24 protein-coding genes are annotated in these 22117 nt (G+C 40.2%); 15 read left to right on the top strand and 9 right to left on the bottom strand.

All coding sequences use genetic code 11. The features are described from left to right. The 9 genes from V8Z93_RS00245 (at nucleotide 1) to V8Z93_RS00205 (ending at nucleotide 8567) form a co-directional block, all read left to right on the top strand. Nucleotides 1-2415, top strand: a complete 2415-nt coding sequence (locus V8Z93_RS00245; protein WP_439432018.1) for a hypothetical protein — start codon at nucleotides 1-3, stop codon at nucleotides 2413-2415. Between the two features lie 27 nt (nucleotides 2416-2442). Beyond that, nucleotides 2443-3024, top strand: a complete 582-nt coding sequence (locus tag V8Z93_RS00240; RefSeq protein WP_439432017.1) for a hypothetical protein — start codon at nucleotides 2443-2445, stop codon at nucleotides 3022-3024. A 6-nt stretch (nucleotides 3025-3030) separates the two neighbouring features. Further along, a complete protein-coding gene (locus tag V8Z93_RS00235) occupies nucleotides 3031-3582 on the top strand; it encodes a hypothetical protein (protein ID WP_439432016.1) in 552 nt (183 codons plus the stop codon). 69 nt (nucleotides 3583-3651) lie between these two features. Then, nucleotides 3652-3813, top strand: a complete 162-nt coding sequence (locus tag V8Z93_RS00230; protein ID WP_153090138.1) for a hypothetical protein — start codon at nucleotides 3652-3654, stop codon at nucleotides 3811-3813. A 1-nt stretch (nucleotide 3814) separates the two neighbouring features. Further along, nucleotides 3815-4396 carry a hypothetical protein gene (locus tag V8Z93_RS00225; RefSeq protein WP_439432015.1) on the top strand — a complete coding sequence of 194 codons (582 nt, stop codon included), beginning with the start codon at nucleotides 3815-3817 and terminating at the stop codon, nucleotides 4394-4396. A 30-nt stretch (nucleotides 4397-4426) separates the two neighbouring features. Beyond that, a complete protein-coding gene (locus tag V8Z93_RS00220) occupies nucleotides 4427-4957 on the top strand; it encodes a retroviral-like aspartic protease family protein (RefSeq protein ID WP_439432014.1) in 531 nt (176 codons plus the stop codon). Between the two features lie 13 nt (nucleotides 4958-4970). Continuing rightward, complete coding sequence (locus V8Z93_RS00215) at nucleotides 4971-7820, top strand: cation-translocating P-type ATPase (RefSeq protein WP_439432013.1); 2850 nt, start codon at nucleotides 4971-4973, stop codon at nucleotides 7818-7820. A gap of 60 nt (nucleotides 7821-7880) precedes the next feature. Further along, a complete protein-coding gene (locus V8Z93_RS00210; protein ID WP_439432012.1) occupies nucleotides 7881-8336 on the top strand; it encodes a DUF3761 domain-containing protein in 456 nt (151 codons plus the stop codon). Between the two features lie 18 nt (nucleotides 8337-8354). After that, nucleotides 8355-8567 carry an SHOCT domain-containing protein gene (locus V8Z93_RS00205; protein ID WP_439432011.1) on the top strand — a complete coding sequence of 71 codons (213 nt, stop codon included), beginning with the start codon at nucleotides 8355-8357 and terminating at the stop codon, nucleotides 8565-8567. Nucleotides 8568-9120: 553 nt separating this feature from the next. On the opposite strand, the gene V8Z93_RS00200 is transcribed toward V8Z93_RS00205, so the two are convergent. Next, complete coding sequence (locus tag V8Z93_RS00200) at nucleotides 9121-9387, bottom strand: hypothetical protein (RefSeq protein WP_439432010.1); 267 nt, start codon at nucleotides 9385-9387, stop codon at nucleotides 9121-9123. 485 nt (nucleotides 9388-9872) lie between these two features. On the opposite strand from V8Z93_RS00200, the gene V8Z93_RS00195 reads away from it, so the two are divergent. Together V8Z93_RS00195 and V8Z93_RS00190 are read left to right on the top strand one after the other, a co-directional pair. Beyond that, complete coding sequence (locus V8Z93_RS00195; RefSeq protein ID WP_439432009.1) at nucleotides 9873-10940, top strand: AAA family ATPase; 1068 nt, start codon at nucleotides 9873-9875, stop codon at nucleotides 10938-10940. Beyond that, a complete protein-coding gene (locus V8Z93_RS00190) occupies nucleotides 10937-11584 on the top strand; it encodes a DUF4276 family protein (protein WP_439432008.1) in 648 nt (215 codons plus the stop codon). Before V8Z93_RS00195 ends, V8Z93_RS00190 begins: the two co-directional genes overlap by 4 nt. A 135-nt stretch (nucleotides 11585-11719) precedes the next feature. Here V8Z93_RS00190 and V8Z93_RS00185 read toward each other — a convergent pair whose 3' ends face one another. From V8Z93_RS00185 to V8Z93_RS00170, 4 genes are all read right to left on the bottom strand, one after another. Further along, entirely contained in the window at nucleotides 11720-12079 is a 360-nt protein-coding gene (locus V8Z93_RS00185; protein ID WP_439432007.1) for a hypothetical protein, read from the bottom strand. Nucleotides 12080-12337: 258 nt separating this feature from the next. Further along, the gene (locus V8Z93_RS00180; RefSeq protein WP_439432006.1) at nucleotides 12338-12982 is read right to left on the bottom strand and encodes a hypothetical protein; all 645 of its coding nucleotides are present in this window, start codon (nucleotides 12980-12982) and stop codon (nucleotides 12338-12340) included. Between the two features lie 119 nt (nucleotides 12983-13101). Further along, on the bottom strand, nucleotides 13102-13596 hold the full coding sequence (locus V8Z93_RS00175) for a 3'-5' exonuclease (RefSeq protein WP_439432005.1): 495 nt from the start codon (nucleotides 13594-13596) through the stop codon (nucleotides 13102-13104). Continuing rightward, nucleotides 13593-14600, bottom strand: a complete 1008-nt coding sequence (locus V8Z93_RS00170; RefSeq protein WP_439432004.1) for a helix-turn-helix transcriptional regulator — start codon at nucleotides 14598-14600, stop codon at nucleotides 13593-13595. The genes V8Z93_RS00175 and V8Z93_RS00170 overlap by 4 nt, the downstream gene beginning before the upstream one ends. A 246-nt stretch (nucleotides 14601-14846) precedes the next feature. Between V8Z93_RS00170 and V8Z93_RS00165 the strand changes: the two genes are divergently transcribed. Next, on the top strand, nucleotides 14847-16154 hold the full coding sequence (locus V8Z93_RS00165) for a carcinine hydrolase/isopenicillin-N N-acyltransferase family protein (RefSeq protein WP_203041765.1): 1308 nt from the start codon (nucleotides 14847-14849) through the stop codon (nucleotides 16152-16154). 41 nt (nucleotides 16155-16195) lie between these two features. Here V8Z93_RS00165 and V8Z93_RS00160 read toward each other — a convergent pair whose 3' ends face one another. Next, a complete protein-coding gene (locus V8Z93_RS00160) occupies nucleotides 16196-17425 on the bottom strand; it encodes an ATP-binding protein (protein WP_439432003.1) in 1230 nt (409 codons plus the stop codon). Between the two features lie 279 nt (nucleotides 17426-17704). On the opposite strand from V8Z93_RS00160, the gene fldA reads away from it, so the two are divergent. From fldA to V8Z93_RS00145, 3 genes are all read left to right on the top strand, one after another. After that, entirely contained in the window at nucleotides 17705-18199 is a 495-nt protein-coding gene (gene fldA, locus V8Z93_RS00155; RefSeq protein ID WP_439432002.1) for a flavodoxin FldA, read from the top strand. A gap of 79 nt (nucleotides 18200-18278) precedes the next feature. Beyond that, nucleotides 18279-18632: a DUF2023 family protein gene (locus tag V8Z93_RS00150; protein ID WP_153122062.1), complete on the top strand. Its 354-nt coding sequence runs from the start codon at nucleotides 18279-18281 to the stop codon at nucleotides 18630-18632. Between the two features lie 302 nt (nucleotides 18633-18934). Next, entirely contained in the window at nucleotides 18935-20314 is a 1380-nt protein-coding gene (locus tag V8Z93_RS00145; RefSeq protein ID WP_203051521.1) for an ATP-binding protein, read from the top strand. 359 nt (nucleotides 20315-20673) lie between these two features. Here V8Z93_RS00145 and V8Z93_RS00140 read toward each other — a convergent pair whose 3' ends face one another. Genes V8Z93_RS00140 through V8Z93_RS00130 form a run of 3 tightly spaced genes read right to left on the bottom strand, consistent with a single transcriptional unit; the run spans nucleotide 20674 to nucleotide 22094 of the window. Beyond that, nucleotides 20674-21117, bottom strand: coding sequence for a hypothetical protein (locus V8Z93_RS00140; RefSeq protein ID WP_203051522.1), 444 nt, complete (start codon nucleotides 21115-21117; stop codon nucleotides 20674-20676). A gap of 6 nt (nucleotides 21118-21123) precedes the next feature. Further along, complete coding sequence (locus tag V8Z93_RS00135) at nucleotides 21124-21591, bottom strand: hypothetical protein (protein ID WP_439432001.1); 468 nt, start codon at nucleotides 21589-21591, stop codon at nucleotides 21124-21126. A 5-nt stretch (nucleotides 21592-21596) separates the two neighbouring features. Further along, nucleotides 21597-22094, bottom strand: a complete 498-nt coding sequence (locus tag V8Z93_RS00130) for a hypothetical protein (RefSeq protein WP_203051524.1) — start codon at nucleotides 22092-22094, stop codon at nucleotides 21597-21599. Nucleotides 22095-22117 lie beyond the last annotated feature (23 nt).

Below are 22117 nucleotides of genomic sequence, written 5' to 3'. Positions count from 1 at the left end.
ATGAAGGAACTTACACTATATATAGATAAATGGTACATCATCGGAGCCGTTTGCACCGATGGTGTACCTCGTCTTGTCATCCCTGATAATAAGGAGGACCGTTATTGGCTGTATTTCTATGAAGATACTACCAATAATGAGATAGTGTATGGAAGAGACAATCAATCTCATTATCGCAATAATGAGCCTCATTATTATGGGGATATATTCTCAAAGATGACCCAAAGTGATTCACATTTTTTGTATTACAATAGAAAGCAAGAATTATGTGATATTTTTAAAGCTTCAAGAATTTTGGCTTCTTTGAGAGAGTCTATGGATTTGACTGAGACAGAAATGGTTGAAACTTATGTTTCTTTTTCGAAAGATATTAGTGATGATGCTCGTTTTCTGTTTTTGACAAAAGTATTGGGGCAAAACCATTTCCATGTGAAAGAATCTGTAGCTCGTATAGAGCACTTGACATTAGAACATTCTGTTAGGAATAATAAACTTAAAGATGATGGCTTTGTCTTGGTTTTGAATGCTTGCAATGAAAATCTTCATGTATCCTTGTTTAAGAAACAAGGAAAAGATTGTGTGCTTCAAAATGAGATGGTTTTAGATGGCTATGGTCGAGATTTGAGAAGCCGTGCATTGTTGGAAAATGTTGTTGGTTGTATCAATCAACGCACCAATTTTTTGTCATCTACTTCAGATCTTGAAAAAGAATATCAGAGATTAGAACCCGAAGTAGATAATTGGCTTGTAAAATTGGATAATGTAAAAAATGGACGTCCTATTAGCCTCAATAATATCTCGTTCTCAGGAATGACAAATCAATATGCAGTGATGGTCTTGAAGAATGATATTGATTTAAGAACACATATTATTGTTGATGATGTTGTTCGTGAAATAGATAGTTTTGTGAAAAAGTCTAAGGTCAACAATAATGAAGTTAGGGGTGTGGTTTTCCTAGGAAATACTTTCACAAACAAGCAGTTCTTGGAATCGATTCGCTCATGTTATATACTAGATGATAAAAATTATCTATTCTATAGAGAAACGGAACTACCTAATATAATAGGTGTTTATTCGGTTATTGATTGTTCTCAGTTTTCTGCGGAGACTAAGGCTGTTATGGCTAATGGTGAGTTGGAGTTGGTTCGTAAGCAAAGGGCTAAAGAGGAAAAAGACCGTATGGACGAAGCTAAGCGTAGAAACCAGGAACAACAGGAAAAAGATAAGGAAGCGCGAGAGGCTGAATTTAGATATAATGAGGCAATGGAAAATGTTGCTGTTTTTGAAAGAAAGCAAAATTATGCCCAAATGTTAGATTGGGCAAAAATTGCGTTAACGCATCGTCCTGAAGATAAAGAGGCGATGGCGAAGAAGGAAGAGGCTACTCGTCTTTTGTCTGAGCAGAAGGTGAAGCAGCAACAATATAACAGCATAATACAACGTGCTGAGGCAAGTTTCAAAGAGCATGAATACCAAGATGCATTATCCCAAAGTGATGCAGCTCTCAATTTGATGCCTTCTTCTGAACAGGCAAAGATGATACATGATAAAGCCCGTAAGGCTTTAGATGATATTGCACAAGTTAAAGAGTATTTGACTCGTGCAGATTTGTTCTTGGCTCAAAAATCATACAATGAGGCTTTGGAGGAACTTAGAAAGGTTCTTTCCTTTGATGAACATAATGAAGTGGCATTGCATAAAACTTCAGAAATTCAAGTGGAATTAAAAAAACAAAACCAAAGGATTGATACTTTAAGACAAATTGTAAATCATCCGAAAGAAAATACAGAGGACTTTGAAAAGTCTATAGTAGCTTGTAATGAGTTATTGAGTATTGATGTCAATAATCAAAAACAATGGACAGAGTGTCTGGCACAATTGAAAAATAATAGGATAAAGTTTAACGAAAAGGAGCAGCTGTGGAAACAGTTAAATGAACAGATACATAAAGCCCTTTTTGATGAAGATTGGCATAAAGTTGTAGAGTGTACAGAAAAGGCATTATCTATAAAAAATGATGATGTCTTAGAAAGTAATATGCAAATAGCAAAAGATAAGTTAATGAAACTGCAGAAAGAAAATAGTTTTAAACAACAAATAAACGAAGTGAAAGCTTTGCTTGTTGATAAAGAATTTGATGACGCAAAGAAAAGACTATCTGCTATGCAAAAAGAGTTTACTGAGCATTCTGCAGAAATGAAAATACTGTTTAAACAAATTTTCGAGGAAGAAACTGCAATGGATTTCTTAAAGAATAAATCGGAAGAAGACTTTTTTGATTCTTCAATGAAGGAGAAAAAAAGAAGTTCTAATATAAATAAGAGAAAAATGCAGAACGATGATTTCTTTGGTTCTAATCAACTAGAGAACAAAAATAGAAAATCGAAAGTATCTAAAGATGATTTTGATTTTTAATTGTATAATTTAAAAAGTAATATTATTATGGCAGAAATTACATTGAAAAAGAAAATTACTCTTCGTAAAAAGCAAGAGGAGTGTGCCTTTACTTTCTCTGGTAAATTGAAAGTAAAGTTGTTTTGGAGTTCAGCTACAGATTTGGACTTGTGTTTGTTCTTTAAGAAAAAGGACGGTTCTGTTGGTGGTGTGTTCTCGAATGAATATCGTGGTAAGAAGAGCGACTTAGGGTCATTGGATAAGTTCCCTTATATGTTGCATTTAGGCGATAACAAAGAGCCTGCTCCGGGAAATGAAGAGACTGAGCAGATAAATATTGCTAGTCTTGATGAGATAGAACAGGCTTTTGTTTGCATTGTCAACTATGATGCGGCTATTGAGGGAGAGGATGTTACTTATGCAGATGAAGGTGGTCGAGTTGAGCTACAAAGTGACTCTGGTGACTATTTGGAAGTACTTGCAGATTCCAAAGAAGAAGGACATGTTTATTGTGTTTGTTCTATTAAGAACAATGATGGTCAATACGCTTTAAAGAACGAAAGCCGTGTCATGGAATTGGGAACTGCTTTTGAGGAAATTCCTGGTTTCGCTTTGATTTGTAATTCTTAAAAGAACATGGTTGAACTAAAAAGAAAGGTTACTCTTAAAACAAAAAACTCTTCGATAGTGGAGACAGAGGAACCTATAGCCCCAAATCCTACACCTACAAAAAGTCGTAAAAAGCTGTTGGGAGGTTTGGCTGCATTAATAGTTGTAGTCATAGCTGGATTTGTGCTTTTTGGCAATAACCAGTCTACTGGAAATTCAGATGCTGTTGCCACAGACTCTTTGACAAAAGATTCTGTCCAGAAGGATTCTACGATAGCTGATACTCTTAAAAAAGAGAAGCCAACAGTTGTTTCTAATGAAGAATCTAACAATACAGAAACTGAAGACAAAAAGGAGAATATGCAATCTAAGGAATCCGTACCTGTTGATACAAATGTAAAGTCACTGCAAGAGTCCAATGCAGAAAGTTCTTCAATAGGCTCTGTTGAAGCTAAGGCTAAGCAAGTGATTCGAGGTATCTACGGAAATGGTTCTGTTAGAAAGCAGAAGTTAGGTAATGATTATGCAGAGATCCAAGGAAAGGTAAATGAAATGTACCGTAATGGTCTTGTACATTAAATTGGATCAGATTTTTTAATTAGGGCAGATGGTTAGCTATATAACCACCTGCCCATAATCTAAACGACTATGATACTATATATAGTATTAGCAATTGTGCTGTGGTTTGTTGTCCCTCTTTTTGTTGATGGACATGTTAAAAACAAAAATGATCGTAAGGCTTGGCGTTTGTTGAGTCGTATCATTGCTGTGTTGATGTTGGTTTTAATGATTTATCATGAATTCTTATAGTATGATGAAAAAGTTGTTGTTCTTTATATATGTTTTGGCATTATTGTCTTCTTGCTCACTAGTAGGAAAAGATAAGCAAGGTGACAATAATGTTGTAACTCCTGTTCAAGAAACTATGATGTCAAATGGATGGGAGTTATCTACACCAGAAGGTGGCGATTTTGATGAGTCTATGGGTATAAAACCTGTATATGGCTTACAAGATAACTATTTTGATATAACTATAGGGAAAGGTTTTAGTGTGGCAGTCAAAATTATGAGTCTGAATGAGCACAAATGTATTCGTTATATGTTTGTCCCTGAAGGTCAGACTGTGACAGTCAATGAAATACCACAAGGTAAATATTATTTAAAGTTGGCTTATGGTAATGATTGGATGGTAAAAACTGAGGGAAATCATACTTTAGGAAAATTTACCAAGAATGCTTTTTATGAGAAAAGCACAGATATATTTGACTTTGGTATGAAAAATTCTACCCAGATTGTAAACTACAAACTGGAAATTAATGTTATTGATAGTTCTGCAAAAAACAATTTCCAAACAATAGCTATAAATGAAACTGAGTTTGAAAATGATAAATGAGGTATTTGCTTGAATTAATATTTTTATAATATGAATAAGAGTTTTTTGTATTATGTTGTAGCATTGCTATTGTCTGTTTGTGCAAATAGTTTTGGTTTTACAAAGAATGTTACTAATAATCTTAATTCAAGATATGAGTCAAATGCGCATTCATATGTCCTACCTGCAATACCTAATGGAACTGCAGTTACCATAGATGAAGATTGCAATTGCTCATGGGGGATAGTAGGGTATAATGGATATTTTGGTTATGTTTCAACTAAATATTTATCAAAGAATCCTGTCTCTCACAAATTTAAACCAAATTTATCTAGATGTAATATCACATTTGGCAAGCAGAAATATCAGACTGCTGATGGAAATATAACGGAAGGTACGACCATTAATCTGAAAGAAGTAAAACTCGGTTCTTTACATCTGAATAATATCAAGGCTTCTGTTGTTCGCAATCAGGCTGCCGCTTTGCTTCTTGGTCAAAGTGTTCTGTGTAAATTGGGACAGATAGAGATGGACAAAACGAAGAAAGTATTACGTATTACATATAAACAGAAAATCAAATAAAAACAATTATATTATGGAACAAAAACATCATTACACAGGCTTGACCGATGCCCAGGTGCTCGAAAGCCGTAGTAAACATGGTGCCAATATCTTGACACCACCTGAGAAAGAACCTCTATGGAAACAATTCCTAGAGAAGTTTGGTGATCCGCTGATTATCATTTTGCTGATAGCCGGAGTGTTGTCTATCGGCATTTCTTGCTATGAGTTTTGGGGATTGCATGAAGGTGCAGAGACTTTCTTTGAGCCAGTTGGTATTTTTGTGGCTATCTTGCTTGCCACTGGTATCGCCTTTATCTTTGAGTTAAAGGCTGATAAGCAGTTCTCTGTCCTCAACCAAGTTAATGACGACGAAATGGTAGAGGTAATCCGAAATGGAAACACAACTTCTATCAAGAAGAAAGATGTTGTTGTTGGTGATATTGTCGTGTTAAATACAGGTGAGGAGATTCCTGCTGATGGAGAACTTTTAGAGGCGGTTACCTTGAATGTTGATGAGTCTTCTTTGACTGGTGAGCCTATTTGCCATAAAACAATTCATGAACAGGAGTTTGATAAGGATGCAACATTCCCTTCTAACCATGTGATGCGTGGTACAAAGGTGATGGAAGGTCATGGTATTTTCAAAGTTTTGGCAGTTGGCGACAAAACGGAAAATGGTAAAGTCTTTGAGGCAGCACAAATAGATGATAGTGTTCGCACACCATTAAATGAACAGTTGGATGGATTGGCAGACTTGATAACCAAGTTGAGTTATATTTTCGCTGCGCTTATTATCGTTCTCAAACTGATGGTGTTCTTTGGTTGGAGTCCTATTGTTTTGACATTGGCGGTTCCTACAGGCATCTTCTTCTGGATGGTTATTAAAAAGTTTGACGACTGGAGTTGGAAAGCTGTTGTTCCATCAATCATTGGCTATTTTGTGATATTGATGGGTATGGTAGTTTATTTCCATGATGCTTTGATGCCGGGTGAGCAAATAGCTAAGCTGATTACATATACGTTGGATACCTTGATGATTGCAGTAACACTTGTGGTTGTTGCGGTACCAGAAGGTTTGCCAATGGCTGTTACTCTGAGCTTGGCTTATAGTATGACTCGAATGATGAAGACCAACAACTTAGTTCGTAAAATGCATGCTTGTGAGACAATGGGTGCTACGACAGTTATCTGTACCGATAAAACTGGTACTTTGACTCAGAATCAGATGCAAGTGTATGATACTAATTTCTATGGTCTATCAGCTCAGACGTTGGGTAATGATAAGGATAGTCTGTTGATTGAGGAAGGTATCGCTGTCAATTCTACTGCTTCTTTGGATTATTCAGATATTGAGGCTGTAAAAGTATTGGGTAATCCTACGGAGGGCGCTTTGCTTCTTTGGCTCAAGAAGGCTGGCGTTGATTATCTGAATCTACGTGAGTCTGCTGAGGTTTTGGAGGAGTTACCTTTCTCTACGGAGCGTAAGTATATGGCAACAATTGTTAAGTCTTCATTGTTTGAAGGCAAGACAATTCTCTATGTCAAGGGTGCTCCTGAAATTGTAAGTGGTTTGTGCAAGAACATCGAGAACAATGTTTCTAAAACTGATATTGAGAATCAGTTGGTTGAATATCAGAACCAAGCTATGCGTACTCTCGGCTTCGCTTGTCAAATAATTGATGGTAAGGCTGACGTATTCAAGGATGGTAAGATTGTGGCTGATAATTTAACCTTTATGGGTGTTGTGGCTATCAGCGACCCTGTTCGTCTGGATGTTCCTGCAGCCGTTGCAGAATGTATGAATGCCGGTATCAATGTGAAGATTGTTACTGGTGATACTCCTGGTACAGCTAAGGAAATCGGTCGCCAAATTGGTCTGTGGACAGCAAAGGATGGTGATAAGAATATTATTACTGGTCCAGAGTTTGCTGCTTTTTCTGACGAAGAGTTGGATAAGAGAGTCTTAGATTTGAAGATAATCTCTCGTGCTCGTCCTATGGATAAGAAACGATTAGTTGAGGCTTTGCAAAGGAAGAACCAAGTCGTTGCTGTTACTGGTGACGGAACCAACGATGCTCCAGCTTTGAAGGCTGCTCATGTTGGTTTGTCTATGGGTGATGGTACTTCTGTAGCAAAGGAGGCATCTGATATTACCATTATCGATAACTCATTTAGTAGTATTGGCAAGGCGGTGATGTGGGGACGTTCACTCTATCAGAATATCCAACGTTTCTTGCTCTTCCAGTTGACTGTGAATGTGGCTGCTTGCTTTATCGTTCTTTTTGGCGCATTTATGGGCGAGGAAAGTCCGCTTACCGTAACTCAGATGCTTTGGGTAAACTTAATTATGGATACTTTTGCTGCAATGGCATTGGCATCTTTGCCTCCATCAGAGAGCGTGATGAAAGATAAGCCAAGAGATAGAAATGCCTTTATCCTGAATAAGGCGATGTATCAGAACATCTTGGGCGTAGGTGGATTCTTCTTTGTGTTGCTGCTTGTATTACTTTATGTCTTTGAGCATTCGAATATTACGCAGTTAACAGATTTACTCAACGTTCAGTTAGGTGCATCTGATGATCTTACTCCTTACGAGTTGACCTTATTCTTCACCATCTTCGTGATGACTCACTTCTTCTATCTCTTCTGTGCAAGAGCATTTGAGACAGGTAAAAGTGCGCTTCATTTCAAGGGATGCAAGGGCTTGTTGATTATTGCAACTATCATTTTGGCTGGTCAGATTGCTATGGTAGAGATTCCTGGTTTGCAGAATTTCTTCAATGTAACAGGTCTGAAGTTTGAGGATTGGGTAATCATCATTATAGGCTCTTCATTTGTGCTTTGGATTCGTGAAATATGGAGTTTGCTAAAGAGAATATAAGATTAATGGAGTTGCACTTTCTTTATAAGAGGTGCAACTCTTTGCTGAAAAGTTAAGAAGATGAAAAGGGTATATTTGTTTCTGGTAATGTTGTTAGCGTGTCTGTCTATCGTAGGACAGACAAAGTACACTACTGTTGCATTGAATTTAAGAGAAGGACCTGGTATAAATAATCGTGTCGTAATGGTTCTTCCCAAAGGTACACCTGTGATAATTGATGATGATTGTAATTGCAAGTGGATACCTGTAAGATATGGTAGCTATATAGGTTATGTTAAAGCATCTTATTTATCTAAGAACAGAATATCTTATGGAAACCACAAGTTATCAAGGTCACATACTACTTATAGAAATCGCTATTATACAAATTCTTATGGAAATAGAGTGCAATCTCCTACAAGATATAGAGGTCGTCCTGCAGGTGCAACAGCCTTATGTCGTGATGGCACTTATAGCTTTAGCCAAAGTCGAAGAGGTACATGTTCGCATCATGGTGGTGTAGCAAAGTGGTATTAATATAGAATGTGATAAAGTATGGACAGAGTGCTAGAGAAGTTAGGAAAGTACCCTTGCTTGGAATGGGCGATAGCGTTGATTCTAGTGCTCTTCGGAGGACTGATATATTTGCTTTATCGTCCCAAAAGTATTATTTTGTTTGAGGCATTGAACAAATTGGGTGATGAACTTACCAAATTGGTGCAGCTCAGGGATGCTGGAGTTCTTACGGAAGAAGAATTCCAGGCATAGAAAGCAAAATTATTGCAATAATAAATACCGGAACAAATCATGATGCCACTTCTGCTCTTGATCTTAGCATCAATCCATACTGTGATGTGTAGGAGATGCGGATACCAATGCAGCAGTAGCAATCCTGGGTGCTAAATTTGGAATAGACCAAATTCCTGAAGAATGTAAAGATGGTCTTCTCTATGCTTCTATGCTCCATAACAAAGTGCAGGATCTCTACTCAATGGTCTGATAAGATGGCGCTGTATCGGTTTCTGTACTGCACCATTGACATCTTAAAAGTCATTATTGTCATGTTATGATTTTAATGATAATCTCTTTTTATAATCATAGTCATTCCCGAAAAGTGTCATTAATGACAAAAAACGGGAATGTTTAATAGATTTAAACTTTTGGCTTGCTCTTTAGAAATCCATGTGTATGCTTCTGTATCAAAAAGCGTAGAATCCTGCTGGCATCACTGCCAGCAGGATTCTACGCTTTCCCTATTATTCTTAATATGTCGTCTGAAAATAGAACTCTATTGAACTCTACAGAACTCTCTTGTGATTTCTTATTCAGCATTTGCCTGCTGCTCTGTCTCAGTAGCCTCCTGCTGCTGAGTTGTCTCCTCCTGAGTATTCTCCTGCTGGATAGAATCCTCAGTGGTAGCCTGTGGCTGGATAGGAGTGCCAACTTCTGTTGTATCTGAAGGAGCATCTGGAGCCACGGTGTCAACTGGTACTACCTCTGCGTTACCTGCCATTCTGCTTGATGCAAAAACGTTGCTTACTGAAACCATTACCATAGCTGCGATAGCTGCAAACATAAACTTCTTCATAATCGTATATTTTTAAAATTGTTACTATTTAATGTTACTTACTTTCTTTCTTTGTGGATTCATTATCGAACCCGCTATTCATAGTCACAATCTGCGTGCCAAAAAGAATCGTGAAAATGATATGTATTGATTATCAGGCGTTTATGTTTTATGTACCAAAAGAGTTTGGTGGGGAAAATGAGGAAAGTGTGTGGAAACATTCCGCAAAAAGTTTGGGAATCTAAGGTCCCTTTGTTGCAACATATTCACCCCGCTTCCCTTAAGAACAGCGCATTTAGGGTGAGTAATAGCTCAAAATGAGGAATTGCCTGGATTTTACTAAAGGGCTACTTATCAAGCATAAAGATGACTGAGTAGTTACTTTTTTAATTAGTGATAGAAAAATTTGCTTGATTTTGCTAGTAAAACAAAAGTTTTGAATAAATAATTTGGTAAATACACTTAAAAAGTGTACCTTTGCTTTTATATTTGAATGAAACTATAATATGGACTCGATAAGAATATTTGGATATAAGTCTTTTAAAAAGATATCAGTTCAACTGCATCCTATCAATCTCTTGATAGGTGCCAATGGAGCTGGTAAGAGTAACTTCTTGTCTCTTTTCGAAATGTTAGGTAACATTTATGAGAAGAGATTAGGGGCGTATGTCGCTCAAGTTGGTGGAGTAGATAAATTACTCTATCAAGGCAGAAAAGTTACCGATCGTATAGCTGTGAGCTTGCTAATAGCTAAGAGTGAATATGACTTGGTGTTATTGGAATCTGATGGTAAACTCATCGTAGAAAGAGAAGTTGTTCGTTGTTATGATGATGTTTGTCCTTTAGATTTATTGCAGAAAAGTGTTATAACGGAGTATCAAAGCGAGTCGAGTTTAAAAGACCATAAGGAGGAAGATTTATCTAACTATATCTCCCAAATACGCAAGTTTCACTTCCACGATACTGGTCGCCGTTCTCCATTTACGGCTGATAGCCATATCGTGAACGATGCTTATCGTATGTATGAGCATGGTGAAAATTTGGCGGCTATCCTCTATCGTATTCAGCGAGAGAAGCCGATGGCTTATCGTCGTATCATCCGTGTCATTCAGAGTGTGGCTCCCTATTTCTCGGACTTCTATTTCCAACCAACCGAAGCCGATATGGTGCGCTTGCAATGGCAGGATAAGTATAGTTCTATGATTTACGGACCGACCGACTTGTCGGATGGAACCATTCGCTTTATTGCCTTGACCGTGCTCTTTATGCAGCCATGGTTACCACGAGTTATCATCATTGATGAGCCGGAGCTTGGTTTGCATCCTGTAGCTATCGAAAAGCTTTCGGGTTTGATTAAGATGGCGGCACAAAAGGGTACGCAAGTTATCGTTGCTACTCAGAGTGCTGAACTGATTAGTAGCTTTGAACCAGAGGATGTCTTGACTGTTAATCAGAACGAAGATGGTACAACCATCAATCGCCTGAATAGCGAAGAGTTGGCACATTGGCTTGAGGATTATACACTTGGTGATTTGTGGAAACAAAATATTATGAAAGGAGGTCAGCCACGATGAAACGACTAATCATAGTGTGTGAAGGTCCTACGGAACAAGAGTTTTGTACAGAAGTGCTTGGAGTGGAGTTTGCTAAGCATAATATTTATGTGGAAGCCCCTGTCATCAAGCACTCGCATGGTGGTATAGTTCCTTGGACCACCATCAAAAAGCAAATCTTGAATCATCTCCAAGAAGGTGATGTCTATGTCAGCATGTTGGTGGATTACTATGGCATCAAAGACCAGTTCGGGTTTCCTGGTTGGGAAGATTCTAAGGAGATAGTGGATAAGACGGAGCGTATTCATTTCTTGATAGACAGAATGGCGAAGGATATTCCTGAGCAATATCGCTTTCGCTTCATACCATACATACAACTTCATGAGTTTGAGGGGTTGTTGTTCAGTGATGTGAGTGCATTCTTGAATAGCTTTGAGGAGAGTGAGTTTGATTATGCAGAGTTGCAGGCTACGGCTGAGGCTTTCCAATCGCCAGAGCTTATCAACAATAGTCCTGAGACTGCTCCGTCCAAACGATTGATAGCTGCTATTCCTGATTACAATAAGGTAGTTGTTGGCATTTGTGTTGCTATGGACATTGGTTTGGAGAAGATTCGTGAGAAATGCCCTTTGTTCAATGAATGGATAGAGCGGTTGATGAAGTGATATTTATCAATGGGTGATAATAACGCAGAATCCTGCTGGCATCACTGCCAGCAGGACTCTATGCTTTCCCTATTATTCTTAATATGTCGTCTGAAAATAGAACTCTATAACTCTACAGAACTCTCTTGTGAGTTCTTATTCAGCATTTGTCTGCTGCTCTGTCTCTGCAGACTCCTGCTGCTGAGTTGTCTCCTCCTGGGAATTCTCCTGTGGAGTCTCCTGAACAGTAGCTGGCTGCTCTGCCTGGGTGTTCTCTTCTGTTGCTACAGGAGTATCTGTAGTAGTTTCGGCTGGTGTCTCCTGCTGAGTAGAATCCTCAGTGGTAGCCTGTGGCTGGATAGGAGTGCCAATTTCTGTTGTATCTGAAGGAGCATCTGGAGCCACGGTATCAACTGGTGCTATCTCTGCGTTACCTACCATTCTGCTTGATGCAAAAACGTTGCTTACTGAAACCATAACCATAGCTGCGATAGCTGCAAACATAAACTTCTTCATAATCGTATATTTTTAAAATTGTTACTATTTAATGTTACTTACTTTCTTACTTTCTTTGTGGATTCATTGTCGAACCCGCTATTCATAGTCACAATCTGCGTGCCAAAAAGAAGGGTAAAAATGATATGCGTTGATTATCAGATGTTTACATTTCGTGTACCAAAAGTAGATGGTGTGGAAAATGAGGAAAGTATGTGGAAACATTCCCCAAAAACTGGGGAATGTAAGTTTTGCCGTTAGCAGGACTCTGCGTCTGTTTTATTTAAACAAATCCTCCATTTTAACTTCCTTTTGAACTATTCCGCTATGCTTGCCATACGCCACCCCATAGGTTGTAATCATCGTGAGATGAATGGACTGCTTGGGAGAAAGCGTTGCTTTTAGGCATTCTATGCGATGGCGCAAGCGCTGTTCCTCTTCCTTGCTGATGGTATAAGGAGTGCTGGCAAATTTCATCTCGCATAAGTTTACTACATTGTCGTTTCTGATGATCAGCAGGTCAATTTGGGTGCCTTCTTTCTCCTCTGTTCCTTTCACGTTCCATGCAGAGATCGAGGTTTTTACGCCAGCAACTCCAAGAGCCTGCTTGATTTGCTGGAAATGTTGCCAGCAAACTTCTTCGAAGGCTACTCCATGCCATGCTTTTAATACATCAGAAGTCATGTTGTCGCTTACAAAACCGGTTTCCTTTCCATGGGGTTCTACGTATTTCTGCCAAAAGAGACAGAAGTTGTCTATCAGTTTATAGTATGTTGTACTTTTGGGCATCCCGTATGGCGAATAGCTTGTGATGAAATCACTTTCAGCCAAAGCTGCAAGGGTGTTAGACAAACCTCCTCCCAGAGGGAGACCTGTGGCTTGGCTGATTTCTTCACGTGTGAAACCGGAATGGCGGGTTGCCAATAAACGTACTACCTTTTTGCTATCTTCCGGATTGTTGAAGATTGCAGCAAAATATAGTATATTATATTCTGCCGAAATTATGCTTTTTTATACTTTATCGGCAAGATATAGACTGTTATTTATAGCAGCTCTCTTGCTATCCAGGCACAGGCTTCGGCATCTGCCAAGGCGTTGTGGTGCATGGTGAGATCGTAACCACAATAGGCGGCTACGGTCTGGAGCTGATGGTTGGGTAGGAGAGAACCCAGCTTTCTTCGGGAAGCACGGCAGGTGCAGTGGAATTCGTAGCCGGGATATTCCATCCGGTACATCTGGAATACTGCCTTGAGGCAGCCTTCGTCGAAGGGGGCGTTGTGGGCTACCAGGGGCAGCCCCTCTATCTTGGGCGCTATCTCTGCCCAGACTTTCGGGAAGACATCTGCATTCATCGTGTCTTCCAGGGTCAGACCGTGAACCCGGGTGTTCCAATAAGAGTAATATTCCGGTTCGGGCTTGATGAGGCTGTAGTAGCTGTCTGCTATCTCGCCATCCCTCACTATCACAATGCCCACCGAGCAGACGCTTGTACGCTGCTGGTTGGCCGTTTCGAAATCTATTGCTGCAAAATTTTTCATTCCCTTATCCTCTTTTCCAATACCTTCTGCAGATTATCAGAAGGATTCATCCCCAGCTTCTTTCGGATATTGCCACGCTGGGTGGTGATATTGGATTCTGTCTTATTGAGCAGGATACCGATTTCACTCAACTTCTTATTCTGCAGGATGAGATAACAGATTTCCCTCTCAGATGAACTCAATTCCGGAAAAACACGCTCCAGATTCTGCTTGCTCAATTCCCGGGTCTGAATATACTGCAATACATTATCTATCACATTCTTCTGCGATGCCTCACCCAGCAAATCCAGCAAATGCTCGGTCTGCTTCACATCATGCCGCTCCTTGGCCAATGCCACGTATGCCTTAATCTGCTTCTTGTTGATTCTCAACACCTGGAGCAGTTCCTCCTCTTCTCGCTGCAATATTTTATTGGCATTTACCAGATACTCGCCATTTCGGGCAATGCCCAGACTCAGCACACTGATAAACAGCAGTATCAACAGCATCATAAAGAAATAATTACGCAGTGATTCATTGCCCGTAACTATCACACAGACTAGGTAAACTCCCAAGGCTATGCCTACCAGCCAGCGGGTAAGACGAGCCTGATAAGCTGCCAGCGAGAAAAACATGTTGCCGGCAAGAATGAGCATGTTGATGAGAATTACCATCGTATTATCTTTCAAGGTAGGCACGAAGGCACTATACAGAATATCCATGCCTATGAAAACCTGGGTTGCTACTGCAAGGAAGGTTATCCCTTTCACCACCCCTATCTTACCCAAGAGATAGGCAGCGAACGAGGACACCACAACTACCAGAAAGACGATGTTGGATGCTGTAAAAAATGGATCGAAGGCTCCCGACACCCCCAGGATATTAGACAGGATGCCTAGAGAAAGCATCACGGCAAAACATACCAGAAGCCATTGGCGCTGGCGATCGAGGTAATTGGATTCCCTCTTCAGCAAGGAGAATCCCAACCTGCGTAACTTGGTTCTTATTGAGTTCTTTTCTTTCATACTCCGTAGGGATATATTCATTATTGATAGATGAATTGCTTTGCTTTGCATTGCTTAGCTTTGCTTAGCATTACCGTGCAAAGATAATAAAAAACCGGGATTTTGACGGCTTTTGAGGTTATTTTTTCCCGTTTTCCTAAAAAATCAGTATTTTTCAGGGTATTTTTTCCCATATCGAACCTTATTTTCCATTACTTTTGCATCGAAAAATAAAATGAATCATTCATCTTTTAAATATCACTAATTATGAAAAGAAACAATACTTTCAACAGCAAGCGCATTCAGTGGCTAATGTTTGCATGCTTAACTTTCTGCTTTACCTTCTTCATGGTTATGGTGTCTTCGTGCAGCGATGATGACCCTGAAGAAGTATACAACCAGGCTCACTATCAGGACGTACCGGCCAGTTTGCTGACCGATGCCAAGAAACTGGAGATGGTAAGGTCTATCCAGGACTTGAAAGACGGAAGATTCTTCTATCTTGACTATACGGAGGATTACAAACTCCCTACCATATCAGGATTCAATCTCACCGACAACACCCATCTGATTGGTGCCGTATTGAAAACCCTCTGCGACAAGACGCCATCCTGGCTCAAGGCAAGTGTCAAGCTGGATGCAGGCTGCAGTGCCTTTGCCGTGACGACACCCGATACGGGCGATTATCTGATGGGGCGCAACTTTGATTACTCCCATGATAACGAACCGATAGCAGCTGCCCTGGTTCGCACGGCACCCGAAGGCGGACTGAAATCCATCAGTATGGTGGATGCCTACTGGATAGGTTACCGACAGGATCTCTGGCATTACATCCTATATAATAAGGCTGAGTTTGAGAAGAATAAGACGCAAGACCTATCCTATATCATGGCATTCCCATATCTCCTGATGGACGGTATGAACGAGGCTGGCTTTGCCGTTTCCGTGCTCCATCTCGACGGTAAACCGACCCAGCAGGCTAGTACGGGAAAGAAATTGACTACAACCGTTGCCTTGCGCATGATGTTGGATCATGCCAGAACTGTGGATGAAGCTCTCAAGATTCTGGACGGATATGACCTCTGGATACCGGATAACGACGGCAACTATCATTTCTACATGGCAGATGCCACGGGCCGTTATGCCATCGTAGAATTCGTGTATGACAAGGAGCATCAGAGCAAAATTTATATAGACGATGAATATACGGGTGAGGATGGCAAGACTTATTTTAAATATCCTGACATTTTACCAAACACCCGCGAGGTGATAGAAAAGCGCTATGCCAGCAACTTCTATGTATCTGAAACCATGGCATGTTCTGATAAAGGTCCGAAGCTCTCGAACCACGGCAAGACCCGCTATGACATGATGGAATTCGTCATCAAGCAGAACAACAATCAGTTGTCTGAGGAAGGAGCCATGAATCTGCTCAATGGCGTGAGTCAGGCAGAAACTCCGGGCAATCCTACGAGCCATACCCAGTGGTCGGTGGTGTATAATCTTTCTCAGCGCAAGGCTACGGTCTGTGTGAATCGAGACTATAAGAATAAATTTACGTTCAACTTAAAATAGGCTGAAGCACCCAACAGAACGAAGAAGTGACCTCTATGAGGTCACTTCCAAACCTTCTTTTGGTTCAACTCTATTTCTCCCATCAGCCATCTTAGGGCATTGATTCTCTTGATACCGTTGTAATCGGCAGTAGGGTCTTCATCGAGTGTAAGGATATACTTAGGATATTGGTCATTGATTTGCTGAAGAGACGCCAATTCACGTTTTAAGGTAGCCTCATCTCTAACGGTGGCTGCTACCTGGTAATACGTGATATCGTTTTCATCAATTGCTACAAAATCTACTTCCAGATTATCCATCTTTCCGATATATACTTTCTGCTGGCGATGGAGTAGTTCCAGATAAACGATGTTCTCCAGGATGCGGCCGGCATCGAATGAGCGGGAACCTAGGAGCATTCTTCTCAAACCGATATCCACAAGATAATATTTACCCAGTGTCTTGAGCAACTGCTTACCCTTGATGTTGTATCTTTTGGTTTCATATACGAAGAAGGTTTCGCAGAGTGCAGTCAGATATCGTTCCACGGTTTTCTGGTCTATTTTCCTTCCGTCGGCAGTCATGATGTCGGCTATACGCTTGGTGGATAGGATGTTGCCGATGTTGTCTGCTGTAAAACGGATAACACTTTCCAGCATCATGACGTCGGGTAATTTCTTCCTGCTCATGATATCCTTTACCACAATGGTGTTATATACACCATTCAGGTAGTCGCCGATTTCAGCGGGAGTATCCAGTTCAAGGGTATATGGAAAACTGCTCCTTGTGATGTAGTCTGTATAGGCTTTTGGAAGATTGTCGGTTCCGCCGATGCCTTCTACATACTCTCTGAATGAAAGGGGAAGCATGGCGATTTCCACATATCTTCCGGATAATAATGTGGCGATTTCGCTTGACAGCATATATGCATTCGACCCCGTAATATAGAGATCTACTGTTGGCTTCAGGTTGAGACTGTTGATGATGTCTGGGAAATCTTCCACATGTTGTATCTCATCAAAGAAGATATAAGTCATCTTGTCTTGATGAACCAATGGCTTGATATAAGCATATAAGTTATGTGGATTGCGAAGCTCATAGAAGTCGTAATCCTCGAAATTGAGATAGATGATTTGGTCGTCATGGACACCTTGCTTCTTAAGCCAGTCACGATAAATCTCCATAATGGTGGATTTTCCGCAACGGCGAATGCCGGTTATCACTTTGATAAGAGACTTGTCTTTGAAAGCAATCAGCTTATTGAGATATTCCGTTCTTTCTATTCGTTTCATATCATTTCATTGTTCTTTGATTATATATTTGCTGCGAAGATACTATTTTTTTAGGATAAATCATCCTAAAAGTATAAAATTTAAGAAAGTTTTAGGATAAATCGTCCTAAAACTCCTCGAATTCCGGAAGTTTTAGGATAAACCATCCTAAAACTTTTCTCCTATCCCCATATCTAGGTATTTCTAGGAAACCATCATTTTTAGGTATTGCAGATTCCGGAAAAAGGATGTAACTTTGCACCCGGAAATAAAAATGTAACTAAAAGAGATTAAGGACAAATGAAAACAACTATCGTAATTTATGGCTCTTCCACTGGCTCATGCCAGTCGATTGCCGAAACCATCGCCTCTAAGTTGGGCGTGGAAGCTGTAGATGTAGCTAACATCGATGATGCTACTGTCGCAAGTCATGAGAATCTTCTTCTCGGTACTTCTACATGGGGTGCCGGCGAGATGCAGGATGACTGGTATGATGGCGTGAAGACGCTGAAGAGTGTCGGCTTGGCTGGCAAGACCGTGGCCTTGTTTGGTTGTGGCGACAGCGAGTCTTACCCTGATACATTCTGCGGCGGCATGAAGGAACTCTATGATGCTGCTGTTGAGGCTGGTGCTACCGTATTGCCTGGTGTTTCTACAGATGGTTATTCCTATGATGACAGTGAGGCAATTGAGGACGACAAGTTCCTGGGACTCGCACTCGACGAGGTGAATGAGGACGACAAGACCGAGGAGCGCATCGATGCCTGGCTTGAGGCCATCAAGCCAGCGTTATAATTAAAAAAAATATTTTTCAAGAATTGGAGAATGATGGAATTCTCTGATTCTTGATTTAAATACAATAAATTCGGATAGTATGCAGCAGGAAATCGCAACACCAGTAGATTTGAAGGTTCTGATGAATCATATATATGAATATAAGAAGGGCGTGCGCCGCCTGGTGCTCTACACCTTCAACAAGAAATATGAGTCTTTTGCCATAACAAGATTAGAGCGTCAGAACATTGATTACATCATCCAGCCGGTTGGCAACGATCGGTTGAATCTCTTCTTTGGTAAGAAGGAATGTCTGGATGCTATCCGCATGATTGTTACCAAACCACTGTGCCAGCTTACGCCGGAAGAGGATTTCATTCTGGGTGCCATGCTGGGATATGACATCTGTGCCCAATGCGAACGCTATTGTGAGCGCAAGAAGAAAGTTTGCTAAGTTTTTTCTTTCATCCCTCGGAATATTATAATGTTATTAGCGAAAGAGCGTGATTGCCTTGTTTGGCGATCACGCTCTTTTCATGTATAAGACAATTTTCGGAATAATTCCTCTTTTTGATACCTATTCTAACGGAATAATTCCTGTTTTTATCCCCTGTTTCGACGGAATAATTCCTCTTTTTACCCCCTATTTTAACGGAATAATTCCTCTTTTTGAGCCTAAAATGAAAGAAAAAGTCCTAAAAGCTTGTGTAATTAATTGAAAATGAGTATATTTGTACCGGATTAAATGAAAGGCTTATGTTAGAACGTAAATTTGCAGAAAATTTGGAGAAATTTCTCCTTCACGAACCTCTGAAGATTCTGCTTGTCAATGGTGCAAGGCAGATAGGAAAATCGTATCTGATAAGATATGTGGGAAAGAAACTTTTCAAGCATTTTGTTGAGATAAATCTCAAGGCAGACCAAGAGGGAGATGGCATCTTTAAAACAGTAAGGAGCAAGGAAGACTTTTACTTGCAGTTGGGTGCTATGGCAGGTAACAATCTCGGAAGTAAGGATGACACCCTGGTTTTTCTTGATGAAATACAGAGTTATCCTCACCTGATGACCATGCTTAAGTTTCTCAATGAGGATGGTAAATACCGATATGTGGCTAGTGGCTCCCAACTGGGTGTCGCCTTGTCGCAAACCCCTTCTGTGCCCATCGGCAGTATCGCTGTCCAACAGATGTATCCTCTTGATTTCGAGGAATTCTTGTGGGCGATGGGGTGTGGAAAGGAGGCGATAGAGAGCATGCGGCAGAGTTTTCTGGATAGGAAAGCCTTGAATGAGTCGATGCATAACTATATGCTCCAGCAGTTTAAGATTTATCTGCTCGTGGGAGGAATGCCTGATGCCGTCAATAAATTTCTTGAAAATAGAAATATGGCTCAAGTGCGAAGTATTCAGCGGGATATTCATGCGCTTTATAAGATAGATGCATCGCAGTATGATGATGAGCGCAAACTTGTTATCAGAAAGATATATGATATGATTCCATCGAACATGGAAAATAAGAAAAAGCGTATCATCGTAAAGAACATCGAAGGCTTGAAGGCGCATAAGCAGTTTAGCGATTATGCTGAGGAATTTGAGTATCTTACGAATTCCGGGGTAGCTTTGTCGGTGCAGGCTATCAGCAATCCTAGTTTTCCATTGATAGAGTCGGAGAGCAAGAATTTGCTGAAGCTCTATATGAATGATGTGGGGTTATTGACCAGTATACTTTATGGTACGAATATCAATGCCGTGTTGAGGGATGAACGGAGTGTGAATCTAGGTGCTGTATATGAGTCGGTCATAGCTCAGGAATTTCATGCCCATGGTTATGTGCTTCATTATTATGATAACAAGCAGAAAGGTGAGGTGGATTATCTGATAGATGATTACAGAAACCTGACAGTCTTGCCTGTGGAAATCAAGTCGGGTAAGGATTATACAGTGCATAGTGCACTTGATAAGTTCCTGGATACCCCGGAATATCATATTCATGAGGCTGTGGTGCTGAGCAATGAGCAGAAGGTTTATACAGAAAACGGAATCACTTATATGCCTATATATTATTGTATGTTCTTTAGCAACAAGATAGAAGATGAGGCTGATCTGGTGATTCCTGAGATTCAGATGCCAAGCCTGTAAATATACGAGAGGGTGTGTCATAGGTTTATGGCACACCCTCATTTTTTGGCTATTGGTTTTGTTGGAAATCCCACAGCCTGCAAGCGTTATAAATGTATTCAAAAAAACTTGTAGTCCTTACCCGTAAGGTTGGAAATCGGCTTGAACAATCGCAATAGGATAAGACCTGTCACGGTGCAAACTATTCGGAATATTACTGGACCACCCGTCGTAAAACCATACCATACGAGATAAAAGGGTGAGCACATGAGCGCAACGATGATTAGACACATCAATGCTGCCAGAAATGTTTTTGGTCCCATACATCAATCAATAGTATATTTTATAGTCTCTTGTTAATAACTTAATGAAACTTCGTCTCAATAATCTAATGGCGCTATGAAATGCTCCTCTGGTAGGTCTGGAAAATACTTGCCTTCAGCATCATTAGTTACATACATTTCGTTTTCTGAGTCTTCTGTGGCGAAATAGATTTCCAAATCTTTGAAACGATTTTTGAGAAGAATGTGGAAGTCGGTAATCAATGCGAGTTCATCCGCTTCTATATAGAGAAAGTTTTCTGAAAGCTTACATTTCTTGATATAGCCACATAGATTGCTGGTTCCATAGTCAACACCAAGAGCTAAAATGATGTTCCCTTCCCAATCAGCATCCTCGTCTTCTTCCATAGCAGGGCGTTCTTTCTGTTTGAAAGTCTGATAGAGGTTATGTATCTCTTGCAACTCTTCTTGTTTTCCCACAATGTGGTAGCGTACTTTTATATTATGCATTTGGGATGCAAAGATAGCTAAATCTGATTCCATGTCTTGTCAATCGATTTTATAGTTATACAAATGTCTCAAACTGTCACCACTTATTTTGAAAGCAACGATATCATGGGCATACTCATTACTTCCTACCTTGGCAGATAGGAAGAATATGTATGAGCGACTGCCGTATTCATCGTCGATACTTACTATCTTTCGTACCTCATGGTGGCTGTAGTCGTCCTTGGGGTGGGCGAGACGCAGCAGAGGACGATGCTCTTCATGCTGCTCGCCATCTTCTGATTCGAATTTTATCACACAGTCAATGTCGGGTGCTGTTCCACCTTCGCCGGTGTCATGCCAGATGGCTGTTACGAGACTGTCATCAGAGACGATAGTGTGATAAATCTCGATAGAGTCAGATTTATCTGTTGACTTATCGAGACTTACGTTCTGTGACTTGTTCTGGTATGAAGAGCATGTAAACAATGCCAGTAGGGCAATGGCCCAAAAATGAAATATTCCTCTCATGCAGCTTATAGTTTTGCCTCAAAGACTCGTCTCAGTTGTCTATCAGAGAATTCATCCGTAAACATGCAGTCAGCTAAGATTTCACCATGTTTCTTTGGGTCTAATACAAGTCCTGGAAGAGTAAGAGGCTCACTTTGTCCATCTTTGTATGAGCCAAGATAGACGTATTCCTTAGAAGGCTTAACATTGTCTTCTTCATCTAAATATACATCTGCTGCACTTGCGACCTCGAAGTAGTCATCTTCGTTATCGTAATCGTCATATTCCCATACAAAGCAAAGTTCGTATTTGAGAAAGAAATCCAGAAAGTGTCGTTCACCATTGGCAGCTGTTATGAAGTGGCAGTGTGTATCCTCTTGGTAAAACATGGGATAAAACTTTTCGTCAAACATAAAACTGCTTGCTTTAGACACAGTTTCACGAACTTGCTCCTTAATGTACTTGTTCCAAGGATATGGTGCATTATATGCTATATCCTTCTTTACTTTCATGTATATTTTCATTGCCTTTGTCTATTATTGTTTGT

The organism is Segatella copri (assembly GCF_051861805.1).
Lineage (GTDB): Bacteria > Bacteroidota > Bacteroidia > Bacteroidales > Bacteroidaceae > Prevotella > Prevotella copri_M.
Note: the sequence above shows the minus strand (reverse complement) of the source record. Positions and strands in the feature narration are given on the sequence as shown.

Excerpts from the sequence above, each read along its gene's own strand:
- V8Z93_RS00165 (WP_203041765.1), top strand. The coding sequence starts at position 14,847 with ATGAAAAGAAACAATACTTTCAACAGCAAGCGCATTCAGTGGCTAATG.
- V8Z93_RS00175 (WP_439432005.1), bottom strand. The coding sequence starts at position 13,596 with ATGAAAAATTTTGCAGCAATAGATTTCGAAACGGCCAACCAGCAGCGT.
- V8Z93_RS00190 (WP_439432008.1), top strand. The coding sequence starts at position 10,937 with ATGAAACGACTAATCATAGTGTGTGAAGGTCCTACGGAACAAGAGTTT.
- V8Z93_RS00230 (WP_153090138.1), top strand. The coding sequence starts at position 3,652 with ATGATACTATATATAGTATTAGCAATTGTGCTGTGGTTTGTTGTCCCT.
- V8Z93_RS00205 (WP_439432011.1), top strand. The coding sequence starts at position 8,355 with ATGGACAGAGTGCTAGAGAAGTTAGGAAAGTACCCTTGCTTGGAATGG.
- V8Z93_RS00220 (WP_439432014.1), top strand. The coding sequence starts at position 4,427 with ATGAATAAGAGTTTTTTGTATTATGTTGTAGCATTGCTATTGTCTGTT.
- V8Z93_RS00150 (WP_153122062.1), top strand. The coding sequence starts at position 18,279 with ATGCAGCAGGAAATCGCAACACCAGTAGATTTGAAGGTTCTGATGAAT.
- V8Z93_RS00170 (WP_439432004.1), bottom strand. The coding sequence starts at position 14,600 with ATGAAAGAAAAGAACTCAATAAGAACCAAGTTACGCAGGTTGGGATTC.
- V8Z93_RS00140 (WP_203051522.1), bottom strand. The coding sequence starts at position 21,117 with ATGGAATCAGATTTAGCTATCTTTGCATCCCAAATGCATAATATAAAA.
- V8Z93_RS00235 (WP_439432016.1), top strand. The coding sequence starts at position 3,031 with ATGGTTGAACTAAAAAGAAAGGTTACTCTTAAAACAAAAAACTCTTCG.
- V8Z93_RS00195 (WP_439432009.1), top strand. The coding sequence starts at position 9,873 with ATGGACTCGATAAGAATATTTGGATATAAGTCTTTTAAAAAGATATCA.
- V8Z93_RS00200 (WP_439432010.1), bottom strand. The coding sequence starts at position 9,387 with ATGAAGAAGTTTATGTTTGCAGCTATCGCAGCTATGGTAATGGTTTCA.
- V8Z93_RS00185 (WP_439432007.1), bottom strand. The coding sequence starts at position 12,079 with ATGAAGAAGTTTATGTTTGCAGCTATCGCAGCTATGGTTATGGTTTCA.
- V8Z93_RS00160 (WP_439432003.1), bottom strand. The coding sequence starts at position 17,425 with ATGAAACGAATAGAAAGAACGGAATATCTCAATAAGCTGATTGCTTTC.
- V8Z93_RS00135 (WP_439432001.1), bottom strand. The coding sequence starts at position 21,591 with ATGAGAGGAATATTTCATTTTTGGGCCATTGCCCTACTGGCATTGTTT.
- V8Z93_RS00130 (WP_203051524.1), bottom strand. The coding sequence starts at position 22,094 with ATGAAAATATACATGAAAGTAAAGAAGGATATAGCATATAATGCACCA.
- V8Z93_RS00225 (WP_439432015.1), top strand. The coding sequence starts at position 3,815 with ATGATGAAAAAGTTGTTGTTCTTTATATATGTTTTGGCATTATTGTCT.
- V8Z93_RS00215 (WP_439432013.1), top strand. The coding sequence starts at position 4,971 with ATGGAACAAAAACATCATTACACAGGCTTGACCGATGCCCAGGTGCTC.
- fldA (WP_439432002.1), top strand. The coding sequence starts at position 17,705 with ATGAAAACAACTATCGTAATTTATGGCTCTTCCACTGGCTCATGCCAG.
- V8Z93_RS00145 (WP_203051521.1), top strand. The coding sequence starts at position 18,935 with ATGTTAGAACGTAAATTTGCAGAAAATTTGGAGAAATTTCTCCTTCAC.
- V8Z93_RS00245 (WP_439432018.1), top strand. The coding sequence starts at position 1 with ATGAAGGAACTTACACTATATATAGATAAATGGTACATCATCGGAGCC.
- V8Z93_RS00240 (WP_439432017.1), top strand. The coding sequence starts at position 2,443 with ATGGCAGAAATTACATTGAAAAAGAAAATTACTCTTCGTAAAAAGCAA.
- V8Z93_RS00210 (WP_439432012.1), top strand. The coding sequence starts at position 7,881 with ATGAAAAGGGTATATTTGTTTCTGGTAATGTTGTTAGCGTGTCTGTCT.